The following is a 13,430-nucleotide window of genomic DNA, read 5'->3' on the forward strand; positions in this document are numbered from 1 at the left end:
TAAAAATGAAAAAACTTTTAATTATTTTTTCTTTTGTTTTTATAGCCGCATGCGCTGCAAATGCAAAAGAGCAAGTTTCAGTACCTGGAGTTGAGAAAAATAGTAAAGAAGCTTATGAGTTTTTGAAGGCAGTTAAAGGAAAAGCTATTGTACCTTTAAGATCTATAAGAGGATTTCCTGCTGGGTATTTTAAGGATAATGGAGATATAGCAAGCCGTTACCATGAGCCTGTTCTACAAGGTGATTTAATTTTTATAGGTATGTACAATAACTATGCTGTATATACAAGAAAAATACGAGAGGGAAAGAAACTCGTAGATGCATATACACTTATAACTTTATCTGAAGATAAAAAGCTTTTTAGAGTATATCTTGAGTCAAATGATTATATTTCTGAAATTTATAAATGGAGAGTAGCAGGTTCTGATTGGAAGAATTATCCTAAAATGGAGATATCAGATATAGGATTAGGAGAGAGACAATATAATAAAGATGATTATGTTTATAAGATTACAGATGATGAATATGACAAGAATGATTTTAAGAACTAAATAAAATTATTTATAAAGCGGGCAGAAATTATATGTTTTTGCCCGTAATTCAAATATAGCAAAGTTTAATTATTTAATTCATAAATCTTCATTTATATTTAGTTTTCAAGTCTATATTTTTATTTGATTATGTTACCTTTTGTTACAATAATAATAAAAAAAATGTAATAAATTTTTTTATAAATACGATAATTATAGTAATTAGAAGTAAACTATTTTTTAAGGAGCATAATAATGTCAACAAGCTCATTTTTCGGTATAGAATTAGGTAAAAGATCACTTCAGAACTTCAAAACAGCTTTGGAAGTTACAGGTCATAATATAAATAATGTTGCAACTAAAGGATACAGCAGACAAAGAGTTGTGATGCGTACATTTGATAAGCCTCTTGATGAACCAAGCTTAAACAGAGCGGAGCGTGCTGGTCAGTTGGGTCAGGGTGCTGAAATTACTACAGTTGAAAGAATAAGAGATCAGTTTATAGATGCAAAAATTATGACTGAACTTGGAACTGACGGCTATTGGAAAACTAAATCTGATTATCTTAAGCAATTAGAAGCAGTTTATAATGAACCTGGAAATTCTAATTTGAGAAGCGACTTAGATGCTTTCTGGGATGCTTGGCAGGAAATGGCTACTAATCCTACTGAAAGAGGAACTAGAATGGTTTTAGTAGAGAGAGCAGACAGAATAAATAATTCTTTAAATCAGATGTTTGATCAAATGAATGGAATGCGTATTAATTTGAATAATCTTGTTGAAAATAAAGTAAACAGAATAAATAATATTGCCAATTCTATAAAGGATTTAAATACTGAAATAGTTAAGCAGCAGGCTTTAGGTCAAAGTCCTAATGATCTTTTAGATAGAAGAGATTTGCTTGTAGATGAACTTTCTTCCCTTGCCAATGTTGATATAAAATCTATAGACCCCGATGAAACTATGGTTTATATAGGCGGAAGGGCATTGATTCAAGGAAATATTGTAAGTGAATTGAGTGCTGAAAGAAATATAAACAATGAAGGAATGTATGATATTTATTGGAAAAAAGATCATGTTCAAGTTCAATTTGAGGGAGGAGAATTAAAAGCATTATTAGAATTAAGAGATATTGATACAGTTGATGCTCTTAATGATTTGGATACTTTTGCTATGAATTTGGCTGACAGCGTAAATGAAGTTCATAGAAGCGGTTTCGGACTTAATCAGGAAACTGGTATTGATTTCTTTACAATGACAAAAGCATCTCCTTCTGTAATAGGAAATTATGATATTAATAATGACGGACAGGAAGATTCTACTATAATGTTTAAAGTAAGCGGTGTTAATTCTGTAGATTCTACAGACAGTATAGGAAGCAGCGGAACTTTAATATTCGGAAACAGATCTAGAGAAGGTGCTGATGTAGCAATAGATTATACTGCTCAAATGAAAGTAGGCGATTTAATAGATAAAATTAATTCAAGTGAAGCTAATGTATCAGCTTATTTGGATGATAAAAACAGACTTGTACTTAAAGCAAGGGGCTTTGATGATTATATGCGACCTTCATATTTCATTAAACATATAGAAGATTCAGGGGATTTCTTGGTAGGTATAACAGGAGTATTAAATCAATCAGGTGCTGCTGGTGCTTATACTTGGCAGACAACTGATCAGGTGAATCAATTAGCAGGCGATTTTAGAAACTTTACTACTACTCCTTACAGACATCCTGCATCAGCTATTGCGGTTAATGATATTATAAGAAATGATGTAAATTATATAGCGGCTTCAAAAGGTATAGATACCACAGGAAACGGATTTAATGATAAATGGAATGGTATTGGAGATGGTTCTAATGCCTTAGCTATTGCTAACTTAAAAAATAAAGAAATAATGGTAGAAAGCAAATCTACATTCAATGATTTCTATACAGGAAGCATAGCAAGAATAGCCTCAAGAACAGAAACAGCAAATGCAGAAACAGAAAAACAAACTGTTGTTATGGAATATCTTGAAAAATTAAGACAATCTGTATCAGGTGTTAATTTGGACGAGGAAGTTGCACAGATGGCTATGTATCAGCATGGATATAATGCTTCTGCTAGGGTTGTAAGTGTGATGGATCAGCTCCTTGATGTTGTGATTAACAGAATGGGTGTGTAAGTTTTATATAAATTTTTTGATGGGCGGTGTCTTTTATTAGGATGCCGCCTTTTTATATGAAATTTACTGATTTATTTTTAAGTAAAATATTATCTTTTTTTATAATATCTCTTTACAGTTATTGTTTTTAAGTATATATTATAGAACAAATCTTTAAAAAATATGCTTATAATGCCGATACTAAAGTTCATAGGAGCATTTTGCAATGGGTATAAAAATTCGTATAATTTTAATGATAGTTGGGGTAATGGCTCTAGTAGCATTAAGTACTAACTTTCTAAGTAATACTTTAAATACAGAAACTTTTTATTCTATAACAGAAAGAAGTCTTGATAATAGATTCAGGCTCATAGAAAAAGAGTTTGAATATAATATTATAGCAGCAAGAGAGGAAATTTCAAAAATATCTGCTGCTCTCTCTATAAATTATAATAATATTAGAAATGCTGATTCTGCTTATATCAATAATTATTTTAAAGATTTCCTTTCAGCTTCAATAAGCGAATCTCAGCTCTATTTTAATAGAACTATCGATATATTAATTCATCCTTCTGCTATAAGCAATGCAAACAGAGTTTTTACAGCATATAGATATTCAACTATTGATAATCAATATTCATATATGAATGTTAATACTAATGAAATAATATATAATTATTTAATAACTAATTATAATTTAGAAAGCAGAAGAATATTAGCACATCAATTATTAAAGCCTTATATTAATAACGAAAATAATATAACTACATTGAATATGGCTTCTACTATATCCGATCTTGCCAATAATAGAATTATTGGTATAGCAAATATTGGTATAGTATTTAATTATAATACAGATGATATAAAAGAAATATTTAATATAGATGGTGCTGAATTATTAATTGTAGATAAATCAAATTTAACTATTATTAATTCTAAAAATGGAAAATTAAATAATGTAAAATTAGATATATTATATCCAGATGATTATGATATTTTGAATTCTAATCTGTCAGCAGGAAATATTAAAGTTGAAGATATTATGATAGGCGATGTTCTTTACAAATCATATATTGCAACTATATCAGGCACTATAAATATTGTAATGCTTATACCTAATTTATATTATACTTCTCAAATTAAGGATATGAATAACTCTATATTCTATACTATAATTATAGCATTTTTAATGGCAATAGTGGCTATAATTTTCTTTATAAAAATGCTATTTAAATCTATTACAAAGATATCAGATGCCATAGGAGATTCTGTAAATAATAAAGATTTAACTATTGATATACCAGAGATTTCAGGAAGCGATGAAATAGGAGAGATGACTAAATGGGTTGTGCTTTTAAATAATTCTCTTCAGTCTGTACTTTCCAGCGTAAAAAGAACTATTTTGACTTCAAAAAAACAGAGTGATACGCTTTCAGAAAAATTAAGTACAAATTTAGAAGTAATATACGGAATTAATAACAGCATAGAAGCAATTAGAAATAATGTAAATGATGAATTAACTCAGGTTGAAGTTGTAGAGAGCAGCAATAAAAACATTCAGGAATATATAGCAACTAATACAAGCAATATTGATGATATAGAAAGAGATACAAGAGAGCTTCAAAATAAAATTATAGAAGAAGGCGAAAGTATTGAACAGATAGCAACAGCTGTAGAAGAGATGAGCAAAACTATTGAAAATATAGATTCGATTATTTCTAAAGCCACTAATAAGGCTAAAGATTTGTCCATAGCTTCTATTAAAAGTAAAGAGAAAATGCAGGCTACTTCTATGGCTACAGGCGATTTAAGAAATGCTCTTGGCTTCATTTCTAATTTCGTAAGCTCCATTAGAAATATAGCCCATCAAACAAACCTTTTGGCTATGAATGCTGCTATTGAGGCTGCTCATGCTGGTAAATATAGTTCTGGTTTTGCTGTAGTTGCTGAAGAGATACGTAAATTATCAGAAGTATCCAATGAACAGGCAGATAATGCAAATAAAGTTCTTCAAAACATAGAAGATAAAATAATAATCACTACCAATGATTTAACAGAATCTACTGAACAGTTTGATATTTTAACAAGAGATGTTCAAGAGGTTACAGAGATTATGGGAAGCGTTCATTTATCTTCTGTAGAACAATTAAAGGCTATCAATGAAATAGTAAGTTCTATTACAACTATTTCTGAATATAGTGAACATATTAAAACTCAATACATAGATGTGGCTGATAAACTTACTAATATAAGAGAAAATCTTGAATCTTTAAATAATATATCTGTAAATGCTTCTAAGACTATGAATAAACTTAAAGCAATATCTGAGTCTATTCATAGTAGTGTAGAAAATATTTCTGAGAGTTCTAATGATCTTTCTACTTCTGCAAATACAATGAATAAATTTGCTTCTGACAATAATAGATTATTATCAGAGCTCGAATCTGAAATATCAAAATACAAAATCAAAGATGTTAAAGGCAAAAAAGATGCTGTAACTCAGAGGGTAAGAGGTATTACTTTAATTATATTAAAAGAGTTTGTTAAAACTAAATTTGGTGAAGAGGGATATCAAAAATGGCTTGCAGCAATGGAGCCTTCATCTGCTTTAATATTTAAAAATGAAATATCAAGTAAAGAATGGTATCCTTATATGACTTCTTTCCATAAAACTTATAAATTGGTATGCGATATGTTCTATGCTGGAACTAATACTGGTATTAAAGAAATATCAGAATACCATTTTAGTCAGATAATACCTAAATATTTAAGACCTATATTATTTTTGGTGCCTAAACATGTTGCTTTAGCTTATGCTGCAGAACATATATTCCCTAATTTGTTCGACCCTGCAAAAATAGAACTTATAAAGGCTAGAAAAAAATTATTAGTTGTACATCTTACTAATTTCAATGAAAACCCTGAAGTTATTGAGCTTGCAATACTTGCTTGGGCTAGTCTATTGCTTGAATCTATTACGCATATTAGGGCTACTATGGAAATAAGTAAATCTACTAAAGATGGTGAGATTTATACTGAGTTTGTTCTTAAATGGTAATAAATTAAAAAATATGTATGGAGTTTGGAAATTTTTTCAAGCTCCATATTTTTATAATAATGTTTTAGTATTTTTATGGAGGTTATTATGATAAAAAATATTAATGAGATTACAAAGACTTTAGGATTTAAAATACTTATAATAGTGATATTGGGTCTTTTGCTTTTAATTCCTATGAGTTTTATCAATGGTGTTGTAAGAGATAGAATACGATATCAGAATGAGGCAGTATCTTCAATAATAGAGCCTGTTGGAAATAGTGCCAATATACAGGGTATTGTTATAGCTATTCCGTATTTAAATATAGTTATTGATAGTGAAACAAAAGAAATAAGCTACATAAGAAAATATATTTTCTATATGCCTAATGAGTATAATGTTGAAGGGGATATTGAAGTTTCTAGTTTAAGCAGAGGAATATTTAAAGCTCCTATTTTTAATTCTAAATTAAATATTACAGGAAGATTCGATAAATATAATGCTGAAATATTTAATTTGGATGAAAATAATAATACCATACTTTATGATGAGGCTATGCTTATATTAGGTATAGGAAATAAAAAAAATCTTATGAAACTTCCTAATATATCAGTTAATCAAAATGAAGAGCTTCAATATTATGAGAAAAACATTAATATATCTTTGAATATGTTTAATAATAAGTTTTTATATACTATTTCAAGAGATAAAATATTAAACGGTTTTGATTTTAATATAACAATGGATATTCAAGGTGGAAACTCTCTTATAATAACACCTTTAGCTTCTGAAAACACTTTCAAAATATCTTCAAAATGGAAAGACCCTAGTTTTACAGGCGGATTTCTTCCTACAAAAAGAGAAGTTAACAATGAAGGATTTAATGCTGAGTGGAATATAGCAAGTTTTAATACGGCATTTACAAAGTACTGGACTAGCGATGAGAATGCCAATAGAATAAATGATAATGAATATTTGAGAGTTGGTGATGAAAATTCTAATAATGTATTAGTATCTTTTCTTCTTCTCAATGACAATTATCAGAAAACTTCAAGAAGTGTAAAGTATGCAATACTTTTTATATTCATACCGTTTTTTGTATTATTTCTATGCGAAGTTCTTTCAAAGAAACGCATACACCCAGTGCAGTATATATTAATAGGTATAGCAAATGCAGTATTCTATTTGCTTTTATTAGCTATATCAGAGCATTTGATATTTAATTTAAGCTATTTTTTAAGTGCATTAATGGTAACAGCCTTAACTTCAATTTATATAGGCTACATTATAAAATCTAATAAATATGCTTTTTCAATGGCTTTAGTAAATGCATTAATCTATATATTCTTATTCGGTATACTTCAGCTTACGGACTATGCATTGCTTATGGGAACATTGGGATTGTTTGCTGTTATTGCCCTTGCCATGTACTTTACACGTAATGTAGATTGGTATGGAGGAAATATCAATTAATAATTTAATAAAAAATATAAAATTACTATTGAAAATATTTTTTATTAATATATAATGTTACTCGTAATATATACATATTAGGAAATAATAGAAATGAAAAGCCTTATCGTTATAAACAAAATGTTTTGCCTCATGCAAATGCGTCTTTTTATAATGATGGCTGTATAGTATAATTTATATTTTGTTTAGTTGTTTCAGCCGTCATAGTTTTGACGGCTTTTTTATTTTTAAATTATGAATTTATATTTTAAGGAGAATTAATAATGTCAAGAGAATTAAAGTTTGAAACATTAGCAGCACATGCAGGGCAGGATTACAGCGATACATTTGCAAGCAGGGGAGTACCCGTTTACAGAACAAGCTCTTATTTATTCAGAGATTCTAAACATGCCGCTGATCTATTTGGATTAAAAGAATTAGGCTATATTTATACAAGGCTTGGAGATCCTACTGCAGATGTTCTTGAAAAAAGAATAACAGCATTAGAAGGAGGCAAGGCTTCAATAGCAGTTTCATCTGGTACTAATGCAATATTTTATACTATAATTACTATATGTGAGGCTGGAGATGAGATAGTTTCTTCATATAGTTTATACGGCGGTACTTATTCTCAGTTTGCTGCTATACTTCCAAAATTAGGTATTAATACAACTTTTGTGGATGCTAGAAATCCTGAAAATTTTGCAAAAGCAATTACAGATAAGACTAAAGCAATATATATAGAAACGATTTCAAATCCTTCATTAGATTTTACAGATATAGAAGAAGTTTCCAAAATTGCTCATAATGCAGGAATACCTTTAATAGTTGATGCCACATTTACAACTCCGTATTTGCTTCAGACTATTAAGCATGGTGCTGATATAGTAATTAATTCTCTTACTAAATGGATAGGAGGACACGGCAATGCTATAGGAGGTATTATAACTGATTCTGGAAACTTTAATTGGCAAAGCGATAAATTTCCTCTATTTTCAAAGCCAGACTCTAATTATCATGGACTTCGCTGGGCTTATGATCTGCCTGATGAACTTAAAAGTATAGCGTTTGCTTTAAGAGTTAGAACTGTGCCTCTTAGAAATTTAGGTGCATGTCTTTCACCTGATAATTCTTGGATATTCATTCAAGGCATAGAATCTTTAGCCTTAAGAATGGAAAGACATTCATATAATGCATTGAAAGTAGCAGAGTTCTTGGAAAAAGACAGCAGAGTTGAATGGGTGAGATATCCAGGACTTCAAAATGATCCTTCATATAAAACAGCAAGCAAATATTTAAAAGATAAATTCGGCGGTATGGTGGTATTTGGTATTAAAGGTGGCTATGAAGCTGCTGTTAAGTTTATAGATAATATAAAGTTATTTTCACATTTGGTTAATGTAGGCGATGTTAAGAGTTTGGTGGCTCATCCTGCTTCTACTACTCATTCACAACTATCAGAAGAGGAGCTTATAAAAGGAGGAATAAGCAAAAACTTTATAAGGCTTTCTATTGGTATAGAGCATATAGACGATATACTTTATTATTTGGATGAGGCTTTATCTATAGCAAGCAAATAATAAGATGAATTAAGGATAATGAAGGATAATTTATGAAAAAAATAATAAATAATAAAAAAGATACAAATAGTAATAAAGAAAGTATTTCTCCCGAACTTAAATTTTTTAATTATGAAAAAAAATTTAAATTTGAAAACGGTGCTTTTATAGAAGATTTAACTATAGCTTATACTACAAACGGACATTTAAATATTAACAAAGATAATGCTATTTTGATATGCCATGCTTTTACAGGGGATTCGGATGTTCTTTCTTGGTGGAGCAATTTTGTAGGTAAGAAAAAAGCTATAGATACGGATAAATATTTTGTAATATGTTCAAATGTTCTAGGAGGATGCTCTGGAACTACAGGACCTTCATCCAAAAAACCTGACAGTAATTTATGCTATGGAACTGATTTTCCTACTTTTACTATTAGGGATATAGTTAATGTTCAGAAGATATTAGTTGATTCACTTGGAATAAAGAAGCTTTATTGTGTTGTAGGAGGCTCTATGGGAGGCATGCAGGCTTTACAGTGGACAGCTTCTTATCCTAATATGATGGAGAAAGCTATTATAATAGCAAGTTCTATGTGTCATTCTCCTATGCAAATAGCTTTAAATGAAATAGCAAGACAGGCTATAACTGAAGATACTGAATGGTACGGCGGAAAATATTACGGCATGTCATCTCCTGACAGGGGACTTGCTTTGGCTAGAATGCTTGGACATATTACATATATGAGCGAAGAGTATATGAGAAAGAAATTCGGAAGAAAGAGAAAGAAGGCTCTCAAATATTTTACTCCTTCATTTGAGGTAGAAAATTATCTTCACTATAACGGAGAAAAATTTACATCAAGATTCGATGCAAACAGCTTTTTATACCTTACCAAAGCTATGGATTTTTTTGATGTTAAAGATGAGATAAAAAAAATTAAAAATAAAAAAAATGTTTCTCTTAAAAGGGTTTTGGTGATATCTTTTATATCGGATTGGCTTTATCCCAGCTCTCAGTCAGCTGATATGGTGCTTACATATAGAAATGCTAATATAGATACATTATTCTATGAGATAGAATCCAATTACGGACATGATGCTTTTTTAATAAAGAATGCTGAGCAGACAAAGTTTATTAAAGAGTTTTTAAATAATTAATAATTATTTACGGTCTAAAACCTAGAGAGAGATCTATTTCTTTGCTGTAATTGCTTTTGGGATACCATTGATAAAGTTTCCAATTATTTATATTAAATATATTATCATGCACATGATAATATGTGTCAAAGTCATAAGAATTTCTTTCCTGATTTTCAGGCTTCCAGCTTCTTATGCGTACTATATTTGCTCCGTTAGTTTTATAGTCATTGGTTATTAATTTATTATTGAATGGATTTTTTATATTATCTATATGCTTTGCGGCTAAATACGGCATATCAGCTACTGTCATAAAGTTGGTGTTTAATTTTATTTTGCCTCTTGAATTAAAGTCCTTATACATTAATAAGGCATTGTATAATCCTATAAATTTCATATTATCATTTTTTAAATACTGAGAGTTTATTCTATATCCATGATCTGAAATTATTATTATTTTTGTATTATCATAAACATTATTTATTTTTAAAAACTGTATTATCTCAGCAATACAATTGATAGAAGCAGTATTGGCATAAAAATGTTTTACGCTGTTTGTATCTTTATATATAATCAGATCATTATTATTTATATAATTTGATGAAGCCGAAGGCGTATAATCTGGCAGAAAATAATGAGGCTCATGTGTAACATTATTATGAAGTATATTATAATTGTTTCCGTATTTATTTATATTTATTAAATCCTTAATTGAACTTAGCATGGCATAAGTACTTAAGCTTGTATTTATTATATTATTTTTATTTATAAGCCATTCTTTATCGCTGTATAAAGCATTCCTAAGCCATACAGGAATCATCTTAAAAATTGAAAAACGTATCATTCTGTCGCTGTCTAAATTATAAAGGTATATATTATTTTTATTTGTATATTCATTTATACTGTAATCGTAAATATAATCTTCGCTGTATGCTTTTATATTTTTGTAATTAGAGAATATACTTAAATCTCCTTTATATGACATATTAGCATAAACAGGATCAAGCATATATGATTTATAGCCGTATTTCTCTAAAGCCAAAGGCAGAGTCAGTATTGACTGATTATGAATATTAGTTATATTATAATTTCCATTTGTACTTACTTCATAAGGCAGATAATCGTATCCTCCGTAAAGAGATGCTATTGTTATTGTATTGTAATTATATGATACTGTGTTTGGATAAAATTCAAAGCCTTCAAATATCTTTTTATATTTATGATGTCTTTTAAAAGCATCATACCAGTATGAAGGTATTGCTCTGTCTAATATTATAACAAATATATTCTCTCCTTCTTCAGACACATTAAATATTTTTTCATTTTTATCTATTTTGTCTTTAGTACTTATTAAATTATAGTATGAATTATAATTAAATATATTTACCATATAAAAAACAGATATGCTTATTAATGCCAATATTATCACTAAATAAATATTAATTAATAAATTATATTTTATTTTTTTTATTATTATATATATGAAAGCAGCAGAAAAAAATATCAATATTATATTTATGATTATATCTTTTTTATCTGCTATTATAGACATTTGATTCTCAAATACGAAATCCGATGTCATATTTGAATAGCTTGCTGATGAAGTAAATGTTTCTAATATAAATATTAATGCGGCAAATGATAATAATAAACTTATATAATTTTTTACTTTGCTTGAAAACAGAATATATATAAATATTGGATAAAATAAAAACATTCCTAAACTTATTGAGAAATTATTTAATATCAGATTAAAATGATTATCAAAATCTGATATTGAACTATTTATAAGAGAGCTTGGTATGAATAATCCTGATAGTATGGATATTGTTAAAGATGATATTATAAGAAGTTTGAATCTATTTTTTATGAAGTGATAATATAAGTTTTTATTTTTGAATATTATTTTTTGTATATAGTTAAAGTTTAATGTTAATAATATTATAACAGAAAATGTTAATATATTTTTTATATCATATTTATTTATAATCAATACTACTATCAATAAAATAGATAAAATATTTAAAAGTATTGATATTTTAATTTTTCTGTAGAATTTATATTCTAGTATTATATTTTTTATTAATGAAAATAGGCAGTTAATATTCCAATAAAAAAGCAGTCCTGACGGCGAATTATATAGAAGAATTAAGAATATAAGTGATGTTATATATATAGGCATGCTTTCTTTAAAGTTTAATTTTTTGCTGTATACTATTGCAGACATTATGCTTAGTATAGTCATTGTTATAGGAAGCACATTTATATGAATATTTGATATATTTATTAAATTATCAGGCATTGAGAAATCTTTTATAAAAAGGAAATGTCCTTCTGGTAAATTATTTAATCCGTAGACAAAGTAATATGCCGCCATAAAGAAAGGTATTTGTATTAATAGTCCTAAAATACCTCTAAAAGCATATATTGTTTTATATCCGTTTATTTTATGGCAGGTTTTTATGAGCAAATATCTTTGATCTCCTTTATACACTGCTTTAATGTTATTTATCATAGGCTTCATTTTATTTTGAATATCTCTCTCTTTTTGCTGCCAATTTTCTGCTATATTATATAGAGGAAGAGATATGAAATTTACAGATAAACTTAAAAAGAATATGCTTGTACTAAAAGAAAAATTAAATACTCTATTAAATATAAAAAATAAAGTTTCTATAATAAATTCTATTGGGTAAATTGTGATATTATAAAGCATATCAAATATGATCATAGATATTATTTCCAATGCATTTATGATTATAATGAATAATAACAGATTATATAATAAAAGGTTAATTATGTTAATTATTTTTATAAAAGTCTTGTTTTTTTATCAATATTAGTTAGTATATACAAATATATATTTAAGGTTTTTAGCTATGAAATTTATATTTTCAAGATTTTTGATAGGCAGTATAATAATAGTAATAGGTGCATATATACTAATGCAGTATGTTTTTCATATTTATATTCCTGCTTTGGCATATACTCCAGTATTTACTATAATAGTTTCTCTTTTGATAATAGCTTGGGGATTTGCAATGATTTTAGGCAGAGGATTTTATGCTTCAAAAGTACTTTTAGGGTTGGTAGTTATATGTTTAGGCATATACATTCTTATAAGATACTGCTTTAATGTAAATATGCCTTTTATATTATATACTCCTATATTTAGAATGATTATAGGAATGATAATAATATTTTTGGGAGTTTATATATTAGTAGGAAAGCATTATTTAGGCGACAGTGTTCCTAGAAGCGGAAAGTACGATGTTTATTTCAAGACTACTACAATAGATTTGTATGATTTAGAAATAGACAGAAATAGAAAAATAAGTGTTAATACTGCATTTTCTGATACGGTAATATTGATTAATGATTCTATTCAGGTTCATATAAAAGCGTCCAGTGCTTTCGGCAGTGTTTCTCTTCCTACTGGGGACAGCGTAAGTTTTGGAGAAACTAATTTTGTTATTGGAAGCTCTGATAAAATATTATATTTAAATGTAAATGCAGCTTTTGCTCAAATTAGGGTTTTATATAAATAATTATTAAGGCAGTTTTG

The 13,430-nt window shown here is 28.0% G+C and carries 8 protein-coding genes; 7 read left to right on the top strand and 1 reads right to left on the bottom strand.

The window, feature by feature from the left end; translation table 11 throughout:
• Nucleotides 1-5: 5 nt before the first annotated feature.
• The 6 genes from Q0J69_RS02340 to Q0J69_RS02365 all read left to right on the top strand — a co-directional run bounded on the left by Q0J69_RS02340 (nucleotide 6) and on the right by Q0J69_RS02365 (nucleotide 9,886).
• Nucleotides 6-551: a hypothetical protein gene (locus tag Q0J69_RS02340; protein ID WP_297203961.1), complete on the top strand. Its 546-nt coding sequence runs from the start codon at nucleotides 6-8 to the stop codon at nucleotides 549-551.
• Nucleotides 552-785: 234 nt separating this feature from the next.
• The gene (flgK, locus tag Q0J69_RS02345) at nucleotides 786-2,699 is read left to right on the top strand and encodes a flagellar hook-associated protein FlgK (protein ID WP_297203964.1); all 1,914 of its coding nucleotides are present in this window, start codon (nucleotides 786-788) and stop codon (nucleotides 2,697-2,699) included.
• A 205-nt stretch (nucleotides 2,700-2,904) separates the two neighbouring features.
• On the top strand, nucleotides 2,905-5,736 hold the full coding sequence (locus Q0J69_RS02350) for a methyl-accepting chemotaxis protein (protein WP_297203967.1): 2,832 nt from the start codon (nucleotides 2,905-2,907) through the stop codon (nucleotides 5,734-5,736).
• An 87-nt stretch (nucleotides 5,737-5,823) separates the two neighbouring features.
• Nucleotides 5,824-7,188, top strand: coding sequence for a cell envelope integrity protein CreD (creD, locus tag Q0J69_RS02355; protein ID WP_297203969.1), 1,365 nt, complete (start codon nucleotides 5,824-5,826; stop codon nucleotides 7,186-7,188).
• Between the two features lie 263 nt (nucleotides 7,189-7,451).
• Nucleotides 7,452-8,747, top strand: coding sequence for an O-acetylhomoserine aminocarboxypropyltransferase/cysteine synthase family protein (locus tag Q0J69_RS02360; RefSeq protein ID WP_297203971.1), 1,296 nt, complete (start codon nucleotides 7,452-7,454; stop codon nucleotides 8,745-8,747).
• Between the two features lie 32 nt (nucleotides 8,748-8,779).
• Complete coding sequence (locus tag Q0J69_RS02365) at nucleotides 8,780-9,886, top strand: homoserine O-acetyltransferase (protein WP_297203974.1); 1,107 nt, start codon at nucleotides 8,780-8,782, stop codon at nucleotides 9,884-9,886.
• A gap of 7 nt (nucleotides 9,887-9,893) precedes the next feature.
• On the opposite strand, the gene Q0J69_RS02370 is transcribed toward Q0J69_RS02365, so the two are convergent.
• Nucleotides 9,894-12,596, bottom strand: coding sequence for a YidC/Oxa1 family membrane protein insertase (locus tag Q0J69_RS02370; RefSeq protein WP_297203977.1), 2,703 nt, complete (start codon nucleotides 12,594-12,596; stop codon nucleotides 9,894-9,896).
• Nucleotides 12,597-12,744: 148 nt separating this feature from the next.
• Here Q0J69_RS02370 and Q0J69_RS02375 point away from each other — a divergent pair, with 148 nt between their 5' ends.
• Nucleotides 12,745-13,413, top strand: coding sequence for a hypothetical protein (locus Q0J69_RS02375; RefSeq protein WP_297203980.1), 669 nt, complete (start codon nucleotides 12,745-12,747; stop codon nucleotides 13,411-13,413).
• The last annotated feature ends 17 nt before the right edge of the window (nucleotides 13,414-13,430 follow it).

The organism is uncultured Brachyspira sp., assembly GCF_944388875.1.
GTDB lineage: Bacteria > Spirochaetota > Brachyspiria > Brachyspirales > Brachyspiraceae > Brachyspira.

Coding starts and splice junctions, on each gene's coding strand:
- Q0J69_RS02340 (WP_297203961.1), top strand. CDS start 6: ATGAAAAAACTTTTAATTATTTTTTCTTTTGTTTTTATAGCCGCATGC.
- flgK (WP_297203964.1), top strand. CDS start 786: ATGTCAACAAGCTCATTTTTCGGTATAGAATTAGGTAAAAGATCACTT.
- Q0J69_RS02350 (WP_297203967.1), top strand. CDS start 2,905: ATGGGTATAAAAATTCGTATAATTTTAATGATAGTTGGGGTAATGGCT.
- creD (WP_297203969.1), top strand. CDS start 5,824: ATGATAAAAAATATTAATGAGATTACAAAGACTTTAGGATTTAAAATA.
- Q0J69_RS02360 (WP_297203971.1), top strand. CDS start 7,452: ATGTCAAGAGAATTAAAGTTTGAAACATTAGCAGCACATGCAGGGCAG.
- Q0J69_RS02365 (WP_297203974.1), top strand. CDS start 8,780: ATGAAAAAAATAATAAATAATAAAAAAGATACAAATAGTAATAAAGAA.
- Q0J69_RS02370 (WP_297203977.1), bottom strand. CDS start 12,596: ATGATCATATTTGATATGCTTTATAATATCACAATTTACCCAATAGAA.
- Q0J69_RS02375 (WP_297203980.1), top strand. CDS start 12,745: ATGAAATTTATATTTTCAAGATTTTTGATAGGCAGTATAATAATAGTA.